Source organism: Bacteroides sp. D1 (genome assembly GCF_000157095.2).
Lineage (GTDB): Bacteria > Bacteroidota > Bacteroidia > Bacteroidales > Bacteroidaceae > Bacteroides > Bacteroides xylanisolvens.
Genome location: NZ_JH114348.1, coordinates 220,366 through 244,953 on the forward strand (window position 1 = coordinate 220,366; position 24,588 = coordinate 244,953).

Consider the following 24,588-nt stretch of genomic DNA (forward strand, 5'->3'; position numbering starts at 1 on the left):
TCTTATTTCAAATATCAAAGATACTTTCTACTTTACCACTTTGTTCGTCGCAGGATCGGGGAAGATTACAGCCGGTTTAAACGACTTGGCTTCCTCAAAATCCATCAATGCATAGGACATGATTATAACAATATCATCCGGTTGCACCTTGCGGGCAGCAGCACCATTCAGGCAAATTTTACCCGAACCGCGTTCACCTTTGATAATGTAGGTTTCAAAGCGTTCACCATTGTTATTATCAGCGATATACACTTTCTCTCCCGCAATCATGTTTGCAGCATCCAACAGGTCTTCATCAATCGTGATACTACCCATGTAGTTCAGATTGGCCTCTGTGACACGTGCACAATGAATTTTCGACTTCAACACTTCAATCATCATAAGGTTTCGTCTTTTTAGTTATTCTTTATATTTAATATTATCAATCAGCCGGACTTCTCCACAGAATACTGTGATACATCCAACTGCATAGGAAGTATCTTCCCAATTACTAATTTTCTGCAATGTGTTTCCATCTACAATCTCAAAATACTCCATGCGCAAGCCCGGAGCAGCTTCGATTGCATCTTCTACCATCTTTTGCGTCTCGCTCACCGTGTGAGTGGCTGCAAAGTTACGACTTTTAAATAAGGTCCGGGAAATATTTAAAGCATTTTCACGTTCTTCTGCCGATAAACGTTTATTCCGGCTACTCAATGCCAGTCCATCTTCCTCACGCACAATTGAACAACCTACAATTTCAAGGTTATATTTCAATTGTCGAACCATCTCACGAATAATTGCTAACTGCTGAAAATCTTTCTCCCCGAAATATGCGCAGTCCGGCTGTACGGCATTAAACAGTTTGCTGACAATCTGGCAAACACCGTTAAAATGCCCCGGACGGAAAGCACCTTCCATCACCGTATCTAATGGTGCATAGCTAAATTGACGGGTATCCGGTTCCGGATACATTTCGCTTACCGAAGGAGCAAAAGCGAAATCTGCTCCGCATTCTTCCAACAAACGGCAATCTGCATCTAATGTACGCGGATACTTCTCTAAGTCGTTTTTATCGTTAAACTGTGTGGGATTCACAAAAACACTCACAACAGTTACACCATTCTCACTTACGCTGCGCTTTACCAGAGATGCATGTCCCGCATGTAAAGCACCCATTGTAGGAACCAGTCCCACCTTTTTACCTTGGGCTCTCAAGACAGTCAATTCTGCCTGTAAGTCCTTGATAGTGTGCACTACTTTCATTTTCGTCAATTGGTTTATGTTTTACTCGTTTGCAAAAACTCTGCAAAATAAACTAATATTTGCCACATAAAGAAAGAATATCTTATTTAATGTGTCTTTTTTTTCGTATCTTTGCAGAATATTATAGTGAACTATTGTTATTATGACAAAGGCGAATAAAGTTTTATTTATTACTCAAGAGATTACACCTTACGTTTCAGAATCCGAAATGGCCAATATAGGTAGAAACCTTCCACAGGCGATACAAGAAAAAGGCCGTGAAATCAGAACCTTTATGCCTAAATGGGGAAATATCAATGAGCGCAGAAACCAGCTGCACGAAGTGATCCGCCTCTCCGGTATGAACCTGATCATCGACGATACTGACCACCCCTTGATTATAAAAGTTGCATCTATCCAATCCGCACGCATGCAGGTATATTTCATCGATAACGATGATTATTTCCAGAATCGTATGCAGACAGCGGACGAAAATGGTGTAGAATATGATGATAACGATAGCCGTGCCGTTTTCTACGCACGCGGCGTATTGGAAACAGTGAAAAAACTTCGCTGGTGTCCTGATGTCATTCACTGTCATGGCTGGATGACAGCTTTAGCTCCTCTTTATATAAAGAAAGCCTATAAAGACGAACCTTCTTTCCGCGATGCCAAAGTGGTATTCTCTGTTTATGAAGATGACTTCAAAAATACACTTAGCGATGATTTCGCAGCCAAATTGATGCTGAAAGGTATTTCCAAAAAAGATTTAGGTGATTTGAAAGAGCCGGTAGACTATGCTGCTCTATGCAAACTCGCCGTTGATTATTCGGATGGAGTCATACAAAACAGCGAAAAAGTAGACGAGTCTATTATTGAATATGCCCGCCAATCTGGCAAATTGGTACTTGACTACCAGAACCCGGAAAACTATGCAGATGCCTGCAACGAGTTCTACGATCAGGTATGGGATGCTACTGCAAACGAAGAAGAATAAAAAAAATCAAGATACGACGATCATGAAAGCAAAATACGCCTTAATAGCTTTACTGGCAATCACTTTTTGGGGTTGTGATGATAACACTGCCGGACTGGGATTGGGAATGTTTCCGGGAAGCGACCAGAATATCAATGGAAAGCTATCTACCTTTGATGTGACTACAGAATCCGTTCATGCCGGTAAGATATATGCAATGACTAATGTGGGGTATGTAGGTAAGTTCACTGATGAAACATTCGGAACTTATCAGGCAGGTTTCTTAGCAGAACTCAACTGTCCGTCAGGAATGACATTCCCTGGAGTATACAATGGTACTGCTCTTAACGATAAAAAGAAAGCTACCAATATAATGGTAGACGAAGCTGGGCTTGGAGACGACGCTATTGGAATATACAATACAGATAATATAAATGATCCAAAAAGAAAACTCATAGGCAACATTCATACTATTGAGCTTTATTTGTGGTATAGCAGTTACTTTGGAGACTCATTAACAGCTTGCCGTTTAAGTGTCTATGCATTAAATGAAAATTTAGATACAAAGAACGCCTATTATACAGATATTACTCCAGAGGATTATTACGATGCAAATACTGATAACAGTCTATTAGGAACGAAAGCTTATACAGCTGTTGATCTTTCAGTAAAAGACTCCATTCGTAAACTTAGTACATATGTTCCCAGCGTACACGTTTCTTTCAGAGATAAAGCTGCTAAAGAAATTGGAAAAGAAATTATTAAAAGAGCCAACGAGTTAGGTGTCAATTTTGACAATAAGGAGTTTAGAAAGATTTTTAAGGGAATTTATGTAAAGAGTGATTACGGCGATGGTACTGTGCTTTACATAGACCAAGCTCAAATGAACGTAGTATATAAATGCTATGCAGTTGATACACTTACAGGTGTTAAACTGGAAAAGAAAGTAGTAAAAGAAGGAGAGTCTAAAGACTCTACTTATTATGGATATCGTACCTTTGCCACTACTCGTGAAGTAATTCAAGCTAATCAGTTAGACAATGATAAGGATGCCATTCAAAAATGCATTAATGAGGATACGTGGACTTATTTAAAGAGTCCAGCAGGGATTTTCACTCAAATAACTCTTCCTATTAGCCAAATAGCAGATTCACTTCTTAACCAAACAGCAGAAAAGCGTCAAAGTGATATACTAAATGCTGTTAAACTAGGAATACCTATCTATAATGAAACCAGTGACAAAAAGTTTGGTATGTCGACTCCTAGCAATGTTTTATTAATACGTAAAAAGTACAAAGACAGTTTCTTTGAAAAAAACCAGCTTAGTGATGAAATAACTTCATCTCTATTTAGACCCACCACAACTAGCTTTACTCAATACACATTCAACAATATCACTCAAATGATTAATGATTGTTTAGCAGATAGGGAAAAAGCAGAGAAAGAAATACATGAAAAGGGGTCTATAACAATCAAAATAACCGATTTAGATGGAAATAGTAAAGATGAAACCGTCAATAATATTAAAGATTGGGAAGACTTAAGCGAATGGAACAAATTCGTACTTATCCCAGTACTTGTGACCACAGATTCTTCTTCAAGTAATAGCTACTATGGTTCCAGCAATGTTATTAGTATACAACATGATTTAAAACCTGGCTATGCACGTTTAAAAGGAGGCAAGAAAGGAACTATACAAGATGCCAAAGGTAACCCTGTATATCCAGAGTATGTGCTCAAGCTTGAAGTTGTTTCTACAAACTTTGGAACAAAATCAAAATAAGAAATAGTTGAAATATTATAAAGCAATAGCGCAGGTTACTCAATGTAACTTGCGCTATTGCTTTATAATATATTTATAGAGAAGTCAGATAAAATAATTCCATAATAAAACCGCTCAAACAGCAATCTTTGCTAGCGTACGTTATAGTTATAAATAAGCCTAAGATTCCTGATTAATATAGAAGAAATAGTGACGGTATATGCTTAGGATATTAACGGTATCGTCACCATATAGCGTCACTATTTCTATCGGATAGCGTTATTACTATCTTACAAAAGTATATTCTCCTACAAAGATCTTAACTTAATCCATAATAAAAACCGTGAGTTTGATTTTATCTCACTCACGGTTCCATATAATAGATTCTTATACTTCTTATTTAACAGCAGCCTTTTTAGCTTTCCCCGTAGACTTCTTCGACTCGGCTGTTGCTTTCTTTACTTCAGCTTTCTTTGCAGCAGGTTTTGATTTAGTAGCAGGGGCCTCTTTCACTACCGGCTCTTTAGCATTAGTAGCCTTTTTGACCGCCGTTTTCTTTGCCGCTTCTACTTTTGCCTGTAATTTAGCCAATACCTTTTCCAATTCAGTAATCTCATCCCCCTGATTCTTAATGGTAGTCAACAAAGAATTTAGTTCTTCACTGTCTACATCAACAGGATACAGTGCATCTACCCGTTTGATAAAGTCACCCAAAATATTCATATAGTTGGTGAAAGCATCATAAGGAGAATCATAGATACCACGGTTCAACCACATCCCATTGTTCTTCGTTGTCATAAAACGGAAGTTATTGCTGGCCTGCAAGTAATCCCAATCCTGCTTAATACGACGATCATCACATAAATGAACACGTTCGGCTACACTATACAGTTTATTGAAAGCCTCACGTTGCATAACATTACCCAGCCAACAACTAGTATCTCTTTCTTCATCTACCCATGACATCGGATAGGCAACATCAAGCTGCGACACTGATTTCAGCTTCGTTACGATTTCCGTCGGTGTAGAGAACGTGATTCCCTTAGCTTTTGCACATTCAGGCAGTGCCTTCATAAATTCAAGAATATTGGAAGATAACGGTTGAGCCATACCAAGTGCACTCAATTCCATAAAGATATTGATGACTTGTTCTTCTTGTGGCAATGCATCGATCCAATTAATATACTTATCGGCAAACAAAGGATATTCCGCCCAATCTGAATTAGAGAAACGCAAACTGATGTCGTCAGAGAGTTTGAAATCCCGCAACAAGAGCTTAAGACTTGGAGCCTGATTACAGTGATAAACATAATGCGGGCTCTTCCATCCCAACACATGTTTAGCACCTTCCGTCAACATCCCTTTGAAGCCCATAGAAGCTACCAATCCACCAATTTCATCAGAATAAATCAGACTAGAATTGCGGAACACTTTCGGTTCTTTACCAAACATCTGTTTCATCTTATCACGTTGACGAAGTACTTCTTCACGGAAGCAATCCTCATTGGCCAGTGAAGACAAACCATGCGAATAAGGCTCACATAAGAACTCGCAACACCCAGTTTCATTCAACTGGTGCAATAAATCAATGACTGCCGGAGCATGAATTTCCAATTGTTCCAAGGCTACTCCCGAGATAGAAAGCGCTACTTTAAAAGCCCCCCCCGAGTTTTTCGCCATCTCAATCAATGTATTGAGAGCAGGAATATACGAACGTTCAGCGACCTCATTCATACCCGTTTCGTTGGCATAATCATCATAATAATAATGGTCATTACCAATATCGAAGAAACGATAACGTTTCAAATGGATAATTTGATGTATTTCAAAATAAAGACAGATAGTTCTCATTTTTATTTATTGTTTTGTTATTTACCATAGTTTCTTAACACAGACTCGTAGAGAGCACGGATTCTCAAGCCGACTTTTTCCCACGTAATCCCATCTACTTCCTTCTTTCCCTCTTCTTTGAGATATTCGAAAAGAGACGGATTGGTACACAGAGAATGGATAGCGTCAGCCATCGCATGAATATCCCAATAGTCAGTTTTTATCACCTTATCAAGAATCTCGCCACATCCAGATTGCTTAGAAATGATGGAAGGTGTTCCACACTGCATAGCTTCCAGCGGAGCGATACCGAAAGGTTCAGAGACAGACGGCATGACAAATACATCACTGTTCTTATAAACCTCATATACCTGTCTACCTTTCATGAAGCCCGGGAAGTGGAATCGATCGGCAATACCACGTTCGGCCACCAGGTTAATCATGGCATTCAACATATCGCCCGACCCCGCCATTACAAAACGAATATTACGAGTACGCTGCAATACAAGCGCAGCAGCTTCTACAAAATATTCCGGTCCTTTCTGCATCGTAATACGTCCGAGGAAAGTGACCACCTTTTCTTTTGAGTGATCGGGACGCGGAATATCCAGCAGTTCCTGCGACAATGGATAAACAGCATTATGCATTGCAAATACCTTTCTGGGGTCCTGATGATACTCGTTAATAACAGTGCGACGAGTTAGCTCGGATACGCACATGATACAATCGGCATGATCCATACCATTCTTCTCAATCGAATAAACAGTAGGATTGACTTTGCCACGAGAACGGTCAAAATCCGTAGCATGCACATGGATGCAAAGCGGCTTTCCGCTAACCATCTTGGCATGTACTCCGGCAGGGTAAGTCAGCCAGTCATGCGCATGAATGATATCAAACTCCTGCTGACGGGCTACTACTCCGGCAATGATCGAGAAATTATTAATTTCTTCGTGCAAGTTCCCGGGATAACCACCTGCAAATTCCATACATCCCAAATCATTTACATGCATATAAGAAAAATCGGCATAGATATGGTCGCGGAAAGAGTAATATTCTTCCGGTGTCATTTCCAACAAGCGGGATTTCAAGTAGTCATAGTGAACATCACGCCACACAATGGGTACTTGATTCATACCGATTATTTTCAAGAACTTTTCTTCTTCGCCGCTAGGTTTAGGCATACAGAAAATCGTCTCCATATCACCTTGCAGACTCAATCCTTTAGTTATTCCATAAGAAGCAACCGCAAGACCACCATATATTTTGGGAGGGAATTCCCATCCAAACATTAAAACTTTCATCTTCGTTCCTCCTTTTTTAATAATACTTAGACAGTAGCTTTAAGACACGCAGTATTTCTGCTACATTCATCGCGAACGATACTGCGCCACGTCCTTTGAAGGGCGGGTTCCCATCAAACAACTCGGGAATGGAACCAACGCAGTGGCTTGTCATCTCATCATCATAACTAATCAGCTGACGTTCAACGAATGACAACCCGCTCATCTTATAAATTCGAAGATAAGCTTCCAGATAGAATCCCATCAACCAAGGCCAAGCAGTACCCTGATGATAAGCATAATCCCGTTGTATCTGCGGACCTACATAGTTCGGATTATATCCACCGCTCTTCGGACTCAACGAACGAATTCCTTTCGGAGTGAGCAGCTCTTTGGTCACAATATCGAGCACCTGTTTCTTTTGCGCACGATCCAAAGGAGAATAATCAAACGCTACGGTAAATATCATATTAGGACGTACACTCCAGTCCATCATATTACCATCTACGTAATCAAGCAAATAACCATATTCATTACGGAATACCTCGACAAAAGATTTTCCTGTCACTTCTGCCTGTGCATCAAGTTCATCTGCCAAGTACACATCACCACCTTCACGCACCAGATCAGCGATGAAACGCAACGCATTATACCATAAGGCATTAAATTCAACAATATATCCAGTACGAGGAATCACCGGATGGCCGTTCACAGTAGAATTCATCCATGTAATCGCTTTGTCCGTACCATTGGCAAAAAGTAATCCATTATCATGCAAGAAAAGATTCTCATGTCTTCGCTGACGGATAAACTCCATAATATCTTTCAGAAGCTCTCCATATTTCTGACGGCATTGTTCGCGGGAAGTCTCTTTGGCATATTGCTGCATAGCCCAGACAGCCCAAAGCAAAACGTCAGGATGCTCCATTTCATAAATCTTGTATCCAACAGGTTCTTCATTAATAAAATTACGAATCGCCTTTTCCGCCGTTTTCATCACATCCTCAAACTGGTCGATCTCATCAAGCGCAAGCGTCAGTCCAGGCAAGGCGATAAACATATCACGAGCACGGCATTTAAACCACGGATAACCGGCAAGAATATAATGTTCATCTTCCTGTTGGTTATGGAACTGATGAGCGGAATTTTTCAGACAGTGGTAAAAGCTATCACGTGGGGTACGATCAGCTACTTCAGCCTCAAATGTTTGTTTCAGTCTACGAGGAGTTACTTCTGAAGTTCCGGCAGAGAATACAATACTCTCTCCTTTCTTTATATCCACTTCGAAATAGCCGGGAACATAAAGGTCTTCATTGAAGTCATACCCACGTTCCTGTTCTTTCGGGTATTCAATCCCCCGATACCAGTCGGGCATGAAATGAAATTCACACTTTTTATTCAACTGCATATAAAGTTCCGGATAACCGGGATACATACAGGTTTTAATACCATTTTCCACCAGTTGATACTCGCGGCTTGCCTGTGGGTTTTCGTGAGTGTACTCACGTACACTTCTGAAAGCAAGGAACGGCCGGAAGCGCAGGGTTGTAGCCGAATGCGCATCAAGTAAAGTATAACGAATCAGGATTCTATTTTCATGATGTACAAAGATTTTTTCTTTGCGGAGGATTACACCTCCGACACGGTAAGTCGTTGCCGGGATATGTTCACAGTCAAACTCACGGATATACTTGTGTCCGTTAGGACTAAAGTTGTTTCCCTGATATTTGTGCAACCCCAAGTTAAACTCCGCACCGTGTTGAATTACCGTTTCATCAAGAGAAGATAGCAGCACATGATTTTCATCGTCGAGATTGGGAACTGGAATTACCAACAGGCCGTGATATTTGCGTGTGTTACAATCAACAATCGTCGTACAATGATAAGCTCCTGCTTTGTTCGTCCGGAGGATTTCCCTTTGAAGAGATTCTTCCAGATTCGTCATGAGGGTCTTGTCAAATCGTAAATAACTCATAGTTGTGCATTATTAAAGGTTAATTATTGGTCATTATATCGTATATCTATTTATTGTTACATACCGCATATATTGGCTGTAGCAGCATATACAACGGGTATAACGCCCAAATGTACAAATTATAGATAAAAACAAAAATAAAAAGGCTTTTTATTTTCAGATTTTGTGCAAATATTCGTAGTATTGCGTAAAATATCTAAAGAAAAGAATGTCATGAAGCAAGATATTCAGCGTATCATGCTGGCTGCAGCAAAGCCTTTGTTTCTTATTTTTATTCTCTATATACTCAAGATTATGGAAGTCGGGATGGACTGGGACTTCTCTCGCTTGGGGGTATATCCTATGGAGAAACGGGGACTGACCGGCATTTTAACCCATCCGCTGATACACAGTGGATTCAGTCATTTATTGGCAAATACAATCCCTTTATTCTTCTTGTCATGGTGTCTTTTTTACTTTTACCGGGGAATAGCCGGTAAAATTTTTATTCTCATTTGGCTCGGAAGCGGACTACTTACTTTTCTGATCGGAAAACCGGGATGGCACATCGGTGCCAGCGGACTGATCTATGGCTTTGCCTTCTTTCTCTTTTTCAGTGGTATTCTCCGCAAATATGTTCCACTCATTGCCATCTCTTTACTTGTCACCTTTTTATATGGAGGAATTATATGGCATATGTTTCCTTATTTCTCCCCTACCAATATGTCGTGGGAAGGACATCTTAGCGGAGGAATTATGGGAACGCTCTGCGCTTTCGTTTTCGTAAATCACGGACCGCAACGGCTGGAACCTTTTGCAGATGAAACGGAAGAGGAAAATAATGAAGAAGAGAAGGGGAAAAGCCCTTAAAGGGCTGAAATAGCAGAGTAAACAGACCACATTTAATTTATCAAATAAAAGTAAAGCTGTCAAAAGCCTGTTTTACTATCTGATTGATTAGAGACAAAATATCCCAAACATAGTAAATCCAAACTTCTGACAGCCTCAAAAAGCTTCTGCCCTACCAAAGGAAGCAGATAAAGAATCTTTTATTCCAAAGGAATCCACTTATACTCTCCAAGCAACTTAGCAGAATATTTGCCTGTCAAATCAGGTATATTAGTATCATCCTCCACTGTTGCATCAAACTCCCATCCACAAACTAAATCATCTTCCTGTCCTGTAACCCTAATTTCCTCATTCATCAGCTTTTTAATTTCTCCCTGTGACTTGGCAGATTTCCAAAGATGGAAATGTTTGATATATCCAGATAGTTTCCAGTCATTTGTCATACCAAGATTCCCCCCCATATGTCTAAAAGCAATCATAGATGTTCCCAAATCATTCGGATTATAAGGATTACCATCAAGCCCTGTCGCCTGATCCTTCAATTCGCCATTCATATACACTTTTACAACAATAGGTTTTCCTTCTGAATTAACATCTCCATCAACTCCTTTCTCGTTAATAACTGCTGCAAAATGAACCCATTTCTCTGTCGTACTGAAATCAATGCCAGGTTCCAACAATCCCCAATTATCCATTCCCAACGACATACGTAGTCTCTTATTATCAAAGTTATTAATTACCCATCCTTTTCTATAATGTCCGGTACCATCTTCGATAAAGACATCCACCACACTACCAAAACCGGAAGTATATTTCAACTTCACCCACAACTCAACAGTGAAAACTTGTTCACCAGTATTACCAAACTTAGAATAGTTCTCACTTGCTCCAAAATCAATATACCCGTCATTTTGTCCGTCTACATACAATTCTGCAGCTACAGAAACATATTCTATAATCACAGTTGCTTTAAAATCCTCCATCGCTTTTTTAGCAGCCTGAATCAATTCATCCACTTTCTCCTGTGAAGGATTAGTCTCTTCTCCGTTTTCAATTTGCCGGATGCTCTTTTTTATCTGGATTAATACCAGTTCAAGTATATCCCTGCTCTCTTCCGGATACATTCCCGTCTTATTTCCATACTGCGATCCATCCCTCAATGTTTCCAGCTGATTTTGATAATCAGTCAGTTGGCTTATAAAAGCTACTGTGTCTACCTTTAGCACATTATCGTCGTCATCAGAACAAGAAATAGAACATACTGATATAAACAATGCACATAGCATTATTAACAACATCTTTACTTTTGTGACTTTTTTCATGGTTTATTTTTTATTAATAAATATGATTACTGTTTGCTTTCTCTAAATTTCCCAACCCAGTACGCAGTGCGGGTGAGATAATAATCAGGTTCACGGTTCTCATAATCCAAATAAGTAAACTCGGAACTTGTGTAAGGCACAGCCGGTTCTATCTGGCTCCCTTCATGCCATTCATTAAAGGAGGTAATAGAAATAGCCGAAACCCCAGCTTCAATGGCCTTTCGATACATAGCGTCATAATACTGCCCATCCGTTCTAGTCCGGATTACCGAACCATTCCAAGGACGTATACGTGTGTCTATATATCCGGGACCCACACTTGGAATAAATATCTTACCATTTTCCTTTGCCCATTTTTGCATACTTACCCAATTAGTCGGGGTAGAACCATACGTGAACCCGGTAGCTGCAAAATATGTATAGAAACCATCAAAATGAGCATTCAAAATAAAAGGCCGTTGCACTGTCGGACTAGAAGTCCATAATCCAATCATCAAAGCATCATAGGCTGTATTTCTGATTGTAATGGAACCACCAGGACTTAATAACTTTTCCCATTCACTAGGTTCGATTAAATAAGAGTCATAAATAAAAAACAAAGGTTTGCCATCCTTTCTGTAGAAGGCCGGGTGATTTCCATACCTCGTTATCAATTTAACTATGTTCTCCCGGAGATTCTGCACATTTCTGCTGGGATATGGCTCCAAGTGAAAACATACTTTTATTTTTTTCTTATCTGCTGCATCCAGTATAAGACCGATTCTCTTGGCTTCAGTCTCATCCTGTTCATTCCACCAGGTAAGTGCCAGCACTCCGGTACGCGCCATAACAAACATATCCATATGTTTGGTCAAAATATTAGGATCACTACTACTATATCTTCCTAATTGAGGATAAAAATTACTGGCTATACTCTCCTGTGTACCCGGAATGGTCCCCGGATTCTGACCGGATCCACCATTAGGATCGGGTGCTATAGCATGGGCCCAATGTCTATATTGACCGTCAATAGCCTCACTTCCATACCAATCATAATAAAAGCAGAAAGTATCATAATCCAACTCTGTACCTAAATTATTATTTCCTCCGTTATTCTCCGAATTAGAAGGATTATTATCATCTTCTTTGCTACAACTTTCCAATGAAAGTGACAAGAAAAAAATCATCATAAAAAAGAGTCTCTGCATCATAATTGATTTAATTTTAATTATTCATATTCTTTATTTTCTCATTTCAAATGAAGGGGGGACAGACTGGTCTTGAGACGCCCACTCCTTATTGGGATAGGCCCCCATCGTTACTTCTAATTTATTTCCCTTCATCAGTTCCTCATGACTAAACCAAGATTTATCCCATTCCACTCCATCCAGCTTAACCGATTGAATGTATTTATGTTTCGGCGAATAATTATGGCAATATACTTCAAAGGTTTTGTCATCACTCAACTGAATTTTTGCCCGTTCAAACACCGGACTTCCAATGACATATATAGGTAATCCTAGCGTAACCGGATAAAAACCCAGCTGCGAGAAGACAATAAATGCACTCATGCCACCACCATCCTCATCTCCCGGCATCCCCATCAAATCATTTCTAAACCATTCCTCCAGTAATGCCCTAATCTTTTTCTGGGTCATCCAGGGTTTATTGGCATAGTTATATAAGTAAGGAATATGTAAACAAGGTTCATTTGCCATAGAAAACTGTCCGACATTACCTGTATGATCAGGAAAACGCGAGAAAAATTCATACTTGCTTTTTCCTAAAGGAGTATCAAACATCTTTTCCAGCTCATCAACAAACGCCTCTTTCCCTCCCATCAGTTTGATAAGATCCGCTACATTATGGGGGACATCCCAACGATAAACCCATCCATTATTTTCGCCATAATAATCCCTTCCACCCATTCCACCGGAATAACGATAATCAAACGGAGTGATAAAATTTCCTTCACTATCTTTAGGATGAAAAAATTTTGTTTCTGCATTAAACAATTGATGATAGTTCAAACTTCTTTGCAAAAAGTAATTGTAATCCTCTTTATTATCCAGCAGTCTGGCTATTTGTGCCAGACACCATTCATCGTACACTGTACCTAATGTCACAGCAACAGCTTGCCTTTTCTCAAAACTATGTACTTCGGAAACAACTTCCTCTTCACCAGAAGCTAACGCCGGAAAATATCCGTTTGACACATAAAAAGAATCTAGCTTTCCGGCTTCCATATCCGACCACGGTGCTAATGTCTTTTCAGTGATAGCATTTCTACAAGCACGATATGCTTCCTTTAAATCGAAATCCGTAATTCCTTTTACATAAGCGTCAAGTACAGTAACCACCCCATGATTTGAATTCATCCGTCGGCTATCACCTGTTATCTCCGGAAAAGTAGGCATCCAAAAATGTTTCATCTGACCAGCCATCCGGATAAAAGACTGAATCATATATTTCTCGCGTTCCGGTTCCAGTAATATTCTCAATGGATGGGTAGCTCTATACGTATCCCAGATCCAATCATCAGTATAAAAAGGAACACCGCTATCCTGATGAACCTGATTGTCAAAAGCACTATAATACTGTCCATCTTCAGAAAGACAAACCATTCGTTCATATGTTCTGTATAAAGAAGTATAGAATATAGTCTTACTATCCTCACAGTTTCCCTTTACCTGAATCTTTCCAAGAGCATCATTCCAAATAGTTCTACCTGTTCGTGTAAGAGTTTCCAAATCCTTTCCAGCCACTTCGCGTTCCATATTTTTTTTCGCCTGATCTACACTTATAAAAGAGATTCCATAACGAAGATTAATCCTTTTATCATTCTCTGGAAATTTCATTACGACAGTATTTCCTTCTTCCGTTTGTAAAGGAACCACGTCCGTTTCCAGATAAAGATACACTCTTGTCTCATAGGAACCGATTTGCTGATAACCAAAAACTTTGTTTTTCTCTACATGCAACTCTCCATTTGTCGCCCCGATCAAAAGCCCAGGTTGCCCTGCCCGGAAATCTAATTGATATAAAGCCGACTGATGAGAAGGGACATATTTTACCTCTATATCATAGTCACTCAAAAAAACACTGTAATAATAAGGCTTGATCTTTTCATTATCGTAATTATACAATATAAAAGAAGACCTACTACCCTTCTCTAAACTATCACAAAAGCTATTGAACGGATTGATAGAGAAGGCCGAATTTCCTCTATGACTTGTCACTATCACAGGTAATCCCTTCAATTTATTACTTGTATAATCCTCCCTTTGAGGATATATTCGTAACATACTGTTAGGTAAATGGACAGTCGGATAAGTCGGTACCAACAAGTGACTAATATTTCCCATATATGGATTTACGTAATCAACAGGAGCTTTTATCTCCACACATCCTCCAAACGAGAAAAGCGGTAACAACAAAAACAGTCTGTATGCAAGGCAATCTTGTATTTTTCTTTTCATAAATGTCCTATTCCTTTATAAGTCGATTTCTACTGCAGGAGAATAATTATATTTAGCTTCCGACGTACTGCTCAATGCTCCGATTCTGAAAAAATAACTATGTTCCCGTTCAATTCCAGTAGTCTGGCTCAAATCCATGCTCAATTCGTACTCCGTCAAAGGTGATACAGCAGTATTTATTTCACTACTCACTTTAGCTGTCTGGATATTACTACTTACATGGGACTCTGTATGTGCAAATAGAGCGATTGTCTTTACCGGATCTACCGTATATTGCTGTAAACTGAATTTTGCTACTACTTTATTACCTTTATATCTAATATCAGGATTCACGATACGTATGTAAGGCAGAACCTCAAACACCTTATAATTCTTTCCTTTATTAATTCTAAAATCAATCGTATCTTGAGGAATATAATTCCCCTTATTCAGAATTATTTTGTAATCGCCCGCAAACATGAGATTATTTTGGAATGTTCCGTCATTTTTAACAGCCATTGCCTGAACAGGAGGATTGTCCCATCCGAGTTCAATAAAATAAATCTGCGAACCTCTGATTATCTCTTGCTCCACCAACTCACCTGTCTCCATATCCCGGATTTCCCCACCGAATGTAGCATTTGGGGCTATATCCAGATTGTCCTTTTCACATGCTACAAAACATATGGAAAAGAATATTATTGTCAATAAATAAAAAGTTGCTTTCATATTTTCTGTCTTTAAAGTAAAGTTTTGATATATCAAGGATTCTGAACAAGTCCGTTACTACCGGTACCAGGAATATCCTGATAGTACCAGGAATAATCAAACGAATGTTTGTTCACTCCAGGAGCATCCATGCGTACAAAGATGTATTTAGGAGTTTCTCCTCTTAAATCGAGGAACGGAACTAAGGACTTCTTTATTCGGTTCTCATATTCCTTATGAAATATCCTCCAACGAATCAGATCCCATCTGCGTCTATTCTCAAAAGCAAATTCAACAAAACGCTCTTTACGTACATTCTCTATTGTTAATGGAATTTCGTCTTTGTGTGCAGCTCGCTTTCTAACAGCATTAAGCGCTTTTTTCCCTTTTTTCAGCTGTTCACCCGTTGCAGACGAATGTTCTATGGATGCTTCCGCATAATTCATCAGAATCTCAGCATAACGAAATTCGATCCAGTCTGTAAATCCCTTATTCCACTCAGAAGTCACGTCTTTACTTTCCTGCAAGAATTTGCGAAGAAGAAAACCAGAACGGGTGTAGTTACCACCAACAGAACTAAATCCCGAATACATTTTCTGATCCTGCGCACCAAACGAATAGTAGGTCTTTCCATCTTTCCCCTGAGTACTGGCATCTGTTCTGAACACATAACTTCCATCGGGACGAATAAATCCTCCCTGAATAATGATTTTCTGTCCTTTCCATTGCGTACCCGGAAGAATCATAGTAGCCCACATACGAATATCCTTATCATTGAATATTTCATAAGGAGCATCCATTGGATAAGAATAATAGTTAGCATTTCTGTCAAAACCAGAAAAAATTTCATTATTATCCACACGAGTACGGATAGGCTTACTTAATCCTTGCCCGTCATCCGTATAATCTTCATAAATATCGGCCAGATCTAACGAAGGATTCATACGTCCCGGATGCGGCCAGCCGTTTGCTACCTGATTAGGACGATACCAAATATCATAATTGTGTGCAAGTTGGGTACCAGATGTATATCCTTTAATAAAAATAGGTTCCTTCGTTCCATTCAATACACTGTTTGGATCCTCAAACAGTTTTTTATAATTTACGATAGCTTCGTCTCTGCTTTGAGGCTCTGCACCATATAAACCATACAACCCACTCTTCATTATTTCATCAGACGACTGCATACAGATTTCATAATAACGATCTGCTTCCGAAGCATCAATACCCACAAGTTTCTGTTCTACAGCCGGCCCCGACAGACCCACATAAGGCTCATGAGTATATTTGGCAATCGAAGCTGCATATAAAGCTGCCCGAGACTTCAGTGCCAATGCAATCCATTTATTAGCACGACGAGTATCTTCTGAAGACTCACTTAGTTTCCGGATAGCGTCATCACAATCGCTCAAGATAAAATCCCATGTATCCTTTTCTGTGCTGCGGGGCACTTTCAATTCTTCTACATCTCCATTATACACCTGAACTTTCTTGATAATCGAAACTCCACCATACCGCTTTGCCAAAGCAAAATATGTATATGCACGTAGAAAAGCAGCTTCACCCTCCAATAATGTTTTTTTATTATGGGAAGTATTCAACGTAGGAATCGTTTCCAACAGGTTATTAATATCCCTTATCAATGTGTAAATACCAACAGAAGCATTATACAAACCTTTATCATCCGTATATCTTTCCCAAAAATTAAATCCTTCACTTCCCCATTCGTCGAATTCAGAATGCATCGCTTCGTCACAGTACATAGCAGCAGCCCGTCCACCATTATTCGGATCAGTATTCCCAATTCCCAAATTAAAGCCCTTATCAATCGCATAAGAGAAGTCCTCGATAGGAAGACGGCCGTAAAGATTTGCCATGTGCATCGCAATCCCCTCTTCAGTAGTCAGGACTTTGTCTGCAACCACCTTATTATTAGGCTCTATATCCAGAATATCCGTACATCCTGCAAAAAGAAGAGCCATATTCAGCAATAGTATAATCTTATATTTCATAATCTATCAGAAATTAGCAGTAAAACCAATATTAAAACTTTTAGTCAGAGGATAATTCATTCCAGCACTATAAGAGCCTTCCACCTTTTCCGGATCAAACGCTTTCACAAAAGAATCACAGAAGGTTAAAAGATTATAGCCATTAATATAGAATCGTATATTACTAATACCACTCTTTCTCAAAATACTGTCTGGCAATGTATAACCCAGTTCCAAAGTTTTGAGTCTTAAATAAGAAGCATCACGACGCCAGATATTACTCTCTTTATACATAGCTCCAGTATCCTGTATTAAACGGGTAGCAGGCCATTTCCCGGCAACCCATTTACTATTCGGATTGTAAGGGTCTTCTTTGCGCCATCTGTCATAGAAATAGGCTGGAGTATTCGCTCCTTTTGACCACAGTACCTCGGCATAAACCTCTGAAAACTGGACAGTATACATTCCCGCTCCCTGAAGCAAAGCGTAGATATCGAAATTTTTCCAAGAAGCCTCCAAATTAAAGCCATAATGAATCAGTGGAGTACCTGACCAAAAGAGAGGCATTCTATCATTATCATCGATAATACCGTCACCATTAGCATCTACATAACGGTAATCCCCCGGCAGTTCCTTGCTATTTCCCAACTCTCCATCCTGAACAGGAGCATATTTTATTTCCTCTGTAGTCTGGAATTGCCCATTAGTTTGATACCCCCATGTGAAATCATTCCAACGTCCGGAAGACTGATTTCTCCAACGATCCATGCTACTGGTGAAAGGTCCTCTTTCTACATGCTCCATCCGGGTGCGGGCTAAGTTCATATTCGCTTTGACGCTATAAGAAAAATTTCTGATCTTATTAGTATGCCCGAGCGTTATGTCAATACCCCTCGTCAAATCACTATTCAAATTTTCCTGTGGCAGTTGCGAACCAAATGTATTAGGTAATGCCACCACTCTTGTAGCTAACAATCCGCTTCTTTTTCTTTGGTATAAGTCGAACTCCAAAGAGAATAATCCTTTGAATATAGAAAGATCGAATCCTATATCAAGTAACTTAGCTTTATACCAAGTTAAATTCGTATTCGTAATAGAGGGAGCAGAAATGCCCGAAGTGGTAGTTCCGTCATTAAATTCATAAATACCAACATTAAGATTATACCCCGACACATATTGGAACGGATCACCTGCATCCTGTCCGGACTCCCCGTATGAAGCCCTGATCTTCAGATTATCAAGAAAGCCCAACTTTTCCTTCAAAAACTTCTCTTCCGACAAACGCCAACCAATAGACCCCATAGGGAAAAAAGCCCATCTGCTACCAGGAGCATAGCGGTAAGAACCATCATTTCTGAATCCTAATTCTAATAAATACCTTCCTTTGTAATCATAGTTAAACCGACCGACATACGAGATAAAAGCCTGTTCGTTGGACATCCCCCCTGAAACAGCATCTTTCAATCCGGCATAATCTACTTCATCATAAGTCAATAAATCAAACTTACGTTCTATATTCGACCAATCGCTTTTTTCCTGTCTCCTTTCATAAACCAATGTAGCACTTACATTATGTGTATCATTAAACAACCTATTGTAACTGATTTGTGCTTGCATGTCAAGCCTGCTCGCTTCGTTATTATTCACTTGTATCATAGAAGGATTATTGTATTCATTCTCTATATATTCATCCGTTTCGATAGCGTATGTATAAGTAGAAAACTTCTTTCTCAATCCTTTATGTTTATTGTGATTATAATCATAGCCTAATTGCCCTTGTATAGATAATCCCTGCACAAACGGTACTTCATATTTTAAAGTGAATGTCGATTGAAAGTTTTTATTATAATAATAATGATAACCTGTCATATCCGCATCCGCCAAAGCAATGGGATTAATTCCCATACTTTGAGTTGCCAAATAGTCCGGATTGTTATTGGCATACGCAGGCACAGTCGGCACATTCACACGGGTCTGCTTGAAGATCTCATAGAAAGAGTTCCATGGCTGGCTGGTCTTATCATATCTACCTGCCAAATTAACTCCTGCGGTCAATCCTTTAGCTATTTTTATATCAGTATTCGAACGAAAAGTAAATTTCTCATATCCCAAATCACCGGATTTCAACAACCCTTCATCAGATGCATAGCTAAAACTACCAAAGTATGAGACAATATCCGAACCTCCTTGCAAGGACAAAGTATATTGCTGTTGAATAGAACTATTCTTAATCACATGATCGTATAAATCAGTACTGGCATATCCAGAAGCACCCGTCTTCCATAATTCCAGTTCTTCTTTTGTAACCAATGGATTACCTTCTCCTAATATTGCAGCATCATTTCTAAGCTCCATATATTGAGCTGCGTTTGCCATCCTAGGAATATTAGTCGGTTTAGACCATCCCCAATTAGCCGACAAGGATATTTTCGCTTTTCCTTTATATCCTTTTTTTGTTGTTACAACAATGGCTCCATTAGCCGAATTCATACCATAAATAGCTGCAGTACCATCTTTCAGGAAAGAAATGCTTTCTATATCATCCGGATTAAGACGCTGAAACTCATTAGCCCCATCTCTGACAATCCCATCAATAATGAAAAGCGGAGTACCCAAACCACGGATATTGATATCGGAACGAAATTGTCCCGGTTCACCGTCATTCTGCCGTATCTTCAATCCCGAGACTTTCCCTTCAAGTGATTGTGCCAGACTGGTAGCTTTCGTTTTAATAATCTCATCATTTTTAATATTAGAAATAGCACCCGTCAAACTCTCTTTTTTCTGAACTCCATAACCTACCACTACCACTTCATCCAACGCCTGTGTATCTTCCAGCAATTTGATAACTAAAGACCGCATATCAGACACTTTTATTTTTTGAGTACGGTAACCAAGAAAACTAATAGTTAATTCCGTCCCGACAGGAACCTCAATGGAAAAATCTCCATTCATATTAGAGATAGTTCCCTTCCCGACCACAGAAGATTGAATACTGGCTCCAATAATCGGTTCGCTGGCGTTGTCTATAACTTTACCCGTTATCAGGTTACTTTGGGCAAGAACAGAAACTGAGAACAGTAAGTCTCCCATCATCACAAGAAAGAACCTTAAATGCACATTCCAGTGCTTCTCTTTGCAAATGCGTGCTTTCATAAATTATAAATTAAGTTGATATATTGTTCAATCAATCATCTATTATAGATCACTATGAATCATGAACCTACTCAAGAGGTATCAGTACACTTCATAACTCGATAGATTTGCGATTAATTGGTACTGCGAAAGTATATGAGAGGCATTATCACAACATTAATTTCATATTAATAATATGATTTTTCTTATCACATTCCATATAAGTACCTGATAAACAAAGAGAAAAAAATAGAAATATTTTGCCCTCTTATGAAGAAAATAAAAGAACCCGAAAGCAATAAAGCCACTTCCGGGAAATCATTAATGCACTTTTAATGCAAAATTTATTTCATTCAAAAAATAAATTCCACCTATCAGCTCTCACAAATCACATCATCGTATGTAAATTCGGGAGAAGTATTCAATAAACGGTTATAATCAGCACAATACTTATCAAAACATTGTTTAGCAAGTCCTTTTTGTCCAGACAGAAATAACGCCCTGCACTTTATACGAATAGCATCTTCATCCGTACAGTCATGCATCAGTATAATATCCGCTATTTTCAGCAATAGTTTGTTGTCTTTCCCAATCTCTTCACGAACACTGATAGAAAGAAGTAGTTCTATAACGTTATGAGAATACTCCGATTTATATTCATCCACCCATTCCGTACTTACATTAGGCAGCAACACCCCCAAAGATGCCAACTCTACAAAGTTGACAATCATTTCTTTATTAGAAGAATTATAGAATTCAAAAGCATTTAAGATCTGGCATACCTGATGATAATCACATAGGGTATCTTTACCCATATCAATATACCAATAATCATTTTTATTAACAATCTGTACTTCCCCGACCGTCTCAAGAATTAGCCGAAGTTTACGGATATTAACCCTACGGTTGTTGGCTGCACTCGTTTTACTCATATCAAACCAAAAAGTCTCTTCCAATCTTTGTGAAGTTGTTCCCTTTCCACCTTTGATGGAGTTTAGCAATAGGAAAAGAAAAAGTAATTTAAGAGTAGGCGTAAATTCACCCGTTATATTATTCCCTTGTTTATCAAAGACCTGAAAACCACCAAGAAGTAAAATTGCAGATATTTTTCTGTTAGATGGCTTAGCAATCTCTTGTTCTCCATATTCCACTTTGGAAATAGTCATCGAAACTCCAGTTGTTTTACTTTTCTTTTTCTTGTAGACATATACAATAACGAAGAAGAAGAATACCAGACATATTAAAATGCTTCCATAGATAACCCATGTAGAAAAATGACAATCTTTGTTCTTTTCCATATAAATCTCATCTGACGATAAAGGAGGATATACTAAAGAATATACATCTAAAACTGCCTCACCCGGTATCTTCTCCTGAACAACAAAAGCATACAACATCTGGTCTTGATAAAGAAATAAATCACAATAAGACTTAATATCCAGAAAATCATATTCGATAGAATCACTTACTATTTTGGATTGTGGATTTGAGGTACAAATATCAAAACTGCACAAGTTGAGATTGGTATGGAAACGATCATTATTATAAACCAAAGCATACAACTTATCAGCGACAGTATCTATTATCATTGAATTACTAAACGTAAAATGCTCGCCTTCATTAAAAAAAGACCACACTTTAGAACATGATTTATCCCGGATATTCAACCGATAAAGATCATAGTAATTCTGTGGAGACTCTTCCTGCTTTCCTGAACAGCTTCCATACCCGCCCATTATAAGAATGTGGTCTTTATCCTCAATGCCCATAGCACTTAAATACCGAGGAGTGATACAGGAATCCAAAGAAATAATTTGCCATTGATCTCCGTCATTCAAACCTTTTTCCACAAAATCTGCATTATAAGTATGGCGTCCATATCCTCCAAAAAGGATCAAATGATTGGTTTCCGGATCTATCATACGATTATGATGCTGTCTGGAGTCCACTTCCCACGTAGAAGGAATCGACCATTCATGCGTGGCAAAATTATATTTGCTTAAAAGAGGATGTTCAGTAGAATAGGAAATCAACTCGTCAGTAGCAGCAGAATAAATAACCTGTCTGGATACTCCAAAATAAGGTTCTCCTTTTTCAACTGATAGAGTATCTACCTGTTTATTATCGACATGGTAGACCAATACCTTCTCTTTTAGTACCATAAATATCCTACCACCTATACTATCATAAGCTAATTGAAGATTTTGACATTGAAACTTCTTACTATCAAATTTCAGGGATTTCTCTTTCTGCCAGTTATAATGTCTATCTATTTCCCAAATGCCATTTTGAACAATTGCACGTTGAGCCTCTACTTCATCCATTGTTTCTCCTTTTCTGTTATGCAAGGCCAGCTTCCAGCATCGTATTATTCTACCATCCTGATTATACAATTCAATGTTACGCAAACTAACGGGAGGAACATCGGTCGTATAATACTTTGGATGCCTATTGCTTCCAAATAAGAAACTTAGACTGTTAAAGTCTTTAAAAGAATGACGCATCATTTGAGTAGCCTCATTCACCGAAATCTTAATCCCCTGTTCTGTGAAATCAAGCCTTATCTTAATCCACTCATCCTTTACTATTTGAGTACTGTCTATAAAATCCACATTCTCAACAATCGAACTACCTTTGTTCAATATAAAATTGAATCTGGATCGTAGTTGATAAGATATAAAATCCAAGCAAGAAGAAGTATCGTCGGAGATTATTCTAAACACATATCCATAAGTATGCAATTCCTCTCTCAACTTAATGTCAAAACTAAGCGAGAACTTATTACCCAGATGCAGACTTCTATCCGGAGTCAGATCAAGACTTGTTCTTTGATCCTGATTAACAGTATGTGCTTTGAAGGTAAGTCCATAACGATAATTGGACAATATAGTAGTATTTGCATAGCCCCATTGCAATGTTACAAACAAGCAGAAAATGAGAAGGCTGATCAACAAATATCGTTTTTGTTTCATTGTTCCGTGATTTTTTCTTTTTACTTATATACAATAAGGTTAACTTAATAACAGAGGTCTTTTCATGACAAACAAGAAATTCCCATCTATCTGCAACTATGACAGGAGACGTTCAAGTAATGCAAAGACACATATTAAATATTTATCTACATCCAATATACCCATATCCAGCCCCCCTATCATGATTTTCCGGCCCTACTTACGCCTCTCCACCCAGTATCAGGGATGGTTTATTTTCCATAATACCCGGATCTGGGCACATAAATCGGTTGAAAACGAGTTCCTATATTCTCTATTTTACCTTGTTCTTTCAAACGTTGTATATGACGCGATGCCATAATTTGAGTAAACTGGCAAATGGATTGTAAATTACGCCGAATCAAGACTTGGTGAGTAGTGAAAAACTCCGTCAAACGCCGATCAATTTCTTCCTCTGAAAGGACAGCCGAATGGCACTTCCATTTCGAACGTTGTATATGCATGTCATATAATTCACCTTTGAGTTCTTTATCCGCCTGAAAACGAATAGCTTTGAAAGAAACTTTATCAGAACGTGTCTTAACATCATATACCGGTTCTGTAGTCTGCAACGTCACCTGAAAATATCCTATCCCTTTCAAATGTACACGTTCACCATTTTTAAGATGAGAGCTCATGAAATGACTTAATGACATCAGAACGCCTTCAACCTCTGCCTCACCGAACGTTGTAGCTCTATGAATTTCAGCTGCCAAATATTCAGTACTCACAGAATTGAAGTTAACAACTCGGGGATGATATTGCTCTTCCTCTCCTTCTTCTCCCGTTCCAGGATTCTTATAAAACTCAAATTGTACTGCCATCTTTACGGTTATATATTAGTTTCTCCTTCATAAGGACACCGCAGGGCAGACGCATTAAAAATTATTGTTCTGTAAAAGTTGTGACAAATATTTTTCATCCCATCCGGCTTTTAGTCTTTTCAGATTCATACTTCCTTTTGTTGTTTTATCCTTCTTTAGTATGGTAAGTGCCATCTTTGTTGCCACCGAAAAGTTTCTGGCTGCATTTTTCACCTTTTTACTGTAGTCTTCTCGAAAGGTAACATCCAATTGCCAATGAAGATTATTCTCAATAGACCAATGCTGTCTGATGGCAGATGCAAT

At 38.7% G+C, this 24,588-nt stretch carries 16 protein-coding genes and 1 pseudogene; 3 read left to right on the top strand and 14 right to left on the bottom strand.

The genetic code is table 11. From position 1 onward, the window contains the following. Nucleotides 1-27 precede the first annotated feature (27 nt). Both panD and panC read right to left on the bottom strand, forming a co-directional pair. Entirely contained in the window at nt 28-381 is a 354-nt protein-coding gene (panD, locus tag BSAG_RS05100) for an aspartate 1-decarboxylase (RefSeq protein WP_004316702.1), read from the bottom strand. 18 nt (nt 382-399) lie between these two features. After that, nucleotides 400-1,245: a pantoate--beta-alanine ligase gene (gene panC / locus BSAG_RS05095; protein ID WP_004316703.1), complete on the bottom strand. Its 846-nt coding sequence runs from the start codon at nt 1,243-1,245 to the stop codon at nt 400-402. A gap of 142 nt (nt 1,246-1,387) precedes the next feature. On the opposite strand from panC, the gene BSAG_RS05090 reads away from it, so the two are divergent. Together BSAG_RS05090 and BSAG_RS05085 are read left to right on the top strand one after the other, a co-directional pair. Further along, a complete protein-coding gene (locus BSAG_RS05090) occupies nt 1,388-2,221 on the top strand; it encodes a glycogen/starch synthase (RefSeq protein WP_004316705.1) in 834 nt (277 codons plus the stop codon). Nucleotides 2,222-2,243: 22 nt separating this feature from the next. Then, nucleotides 2,244-3,983 (top strand): DUF4270 domain-containing protein, encoded by a 1,740-nt coding sequence (locus BSAG_RS05085; RefSeq protein WP_004316706.1) that lies wholly within the window; start codon nt 2,244-2,246, stop codon nt 3,981-3,983. A 375-nt stretch (nt 3,984-4,358) separates the two neighbouring features. Here the strand turns inward: BSAG_RS05085 and BSAG_RS05080 are convergent, their stop codons facing one another. From BSAG_RS05080 to BSAG_RS05070, 3 genes are read right to left on the bottom strand one after another with little or no spacing between them, the layout of a single operon-like run. Continuing rightward, nucleotides 4,359-5,813, bottom strand: a complete 1,455-nt coding sequence (locus tag BSAG_RS05080) for a glycoside hydrolase family 57 protein (protein WP_004316708.1) — start codon at nt 5,811-5,813, stop codon at nt 4,359-4,361. A 17-nt stretch (nt 5,814-5,830) separates the two neighbouring features. Next, entirely contained in the window at nt 5,831-7,096 is a 1,266-nt protein-coding gene (locus BSAG_RS05075; RefSeq protein WP_004316709.1) for a glycosyltransferase family 4 protein, read from the bottom strand. Nucleotides 7,097-7,112: 16 nt separating this feature from the next. After that, the gene (locus BSAG_RS05070) at nt 7,113-9,050 is read right to left on the bottom strand and encodes a glycogen debranching enzyme N-terminal domain-containing protein (RefSeq protein ID WP_008019777.1); all 1,938 of its coding nucleotides are present in this window, start codon (nt 9,048-9,050) and stop codon (nt 7,113-7,115) included. Nucleotides 9,051-9,263: 213 nt separating this feature from the next. Here BSAG_RS05070 and BSAG_RS05065 point away from each other — a divergent pair, with 213 nt between their 5' ends. Then, complete coding sequence (locus BSAG_RS05065; RefSeq protein ID WP_004316713.1) at nt 9,264-9,899, top strand: rhomboid family intramembrane serine protease; 636 nt, start codon at nt 9,264-9,266, stop codon at nt 9,897-9,899. A gap of 179 nt (nt 9,900-10,078) precedes the next feature. On the opposite strand, the gene BSAG_RS05060 is transcribed toward BSAG_RS05065, so the two are convergent. The 9 genes and pseudogenes from BSAG_RS05060 to BSAG_RS25775 all read right to left on the bottom strand — a co-directional run. Continuing rightward, nucleotides 10,079-11,200, bottom strand: coding sequence for a DUF4972 domain-containing protein (locus BSAG_RS05060; RefSeq protein WP_004316715.1), 1,122 nt, complete (start codon nt 11,198-11,200; stop codon nt 10,079-10,081). 26 nt (nt 11,201-11,226) lie between these two features. Continuing rightward, nucleotides 11,227-12,390: a glycoside hydrolase family 99 protein gene (locus BSAG_RS05055; RefSeq protein ID WP_004316718.1), complete on the bottom strand. Its 1,164-nt coding sequence runs from the start codon at nt 12,388-12,390 to the stop codon at nt 11,227-11,229. Between the two features lie 30 nt (nt 12,391-12,420). Continuing rightward, nucleotides 12,421-14,658: a GH92 family glycosyl hydrolase gene (locus tag BSAG_RS05050; protein WP_004316719.1), complete on the bottom strand. Its 2,238-nt coding sequence runs from the start codon at nt 14,656-14,658 to the stop codon at nt 12,421-12,423. A gap of 15 nt (nt 14,659-14,673) precedes the next feature. Continuing rightward, nucleotides 14,674-15,366, bottom strand: coding sequence for a DUF3823 domain-containing protein (locus BSAG_RS05045; protein WP_004316720.1), 693 nt, complete (start codon nt 15,364-15,366; stop codon nt 14,674-14,676). A 32-nt stretch (nt 15,367-15,398) separates the two neighbouring features. Next, the gene (locus tag BSAG_RS05040) at nt 15,399-17,357 is read right to left on the bottom strand and encodes a RagB/SusD family nutrient uptake outer membrane protein (RefSeq protein ID WP_008997699.1); all 1,959 of its coding nucleotides are present in this window, start codon (nt 17,355-17,357) and stop codon (nt 15,399-15,401) included. Nucleotides 17,358-17,363: 6 nt separating this feature from the next. Beyond that, the gene (locus BSAG_RS05035) at nt 17,364-20,492 is read right to left on the bottom strand and encodes a SusC/RagA family TonB-linked outer membrane protein (RefSeq protein ID WP_004316723.1); all 3,129 of its coding nucleotides are present in this window, start codon (nt 20,490-20,492) and stop codon (nt 17,364-17,366) included. Between the two features lie 353 nt (nt 20,493-20,845). Next, the gene (locus BSAG_RS05030; RefSeq protein ID WP_008771138.1) at nt 20,846-23,443 is read right to left on the bottom strand and encodes a hypothetical protein; all 2,598 of its coding nucleotides are present in this window, start codon (nt 23,441-23,443) and stop codon (nt 20,846-20,848) included. Nucleotides 23,444-23,673: 230 nt separating this feature from the next. Then, a complete protein-coding gene (locus BSAG_RS05025) occupies nt 23,674-24,285 on the bottom strand; it encodes an HU family DNA-binding protein (protein ID WP_004316725.1) in 612 nt (203 codons plus the stop codon). 54 nt (nt 24,286-24,339) lie between these two features. Beyond that, a pseudogene (locus BSAG_RS25775) lies at nt 24,340-24,588 on the bottom strand (ISAs1 family transposase); the annotation flags it as partial.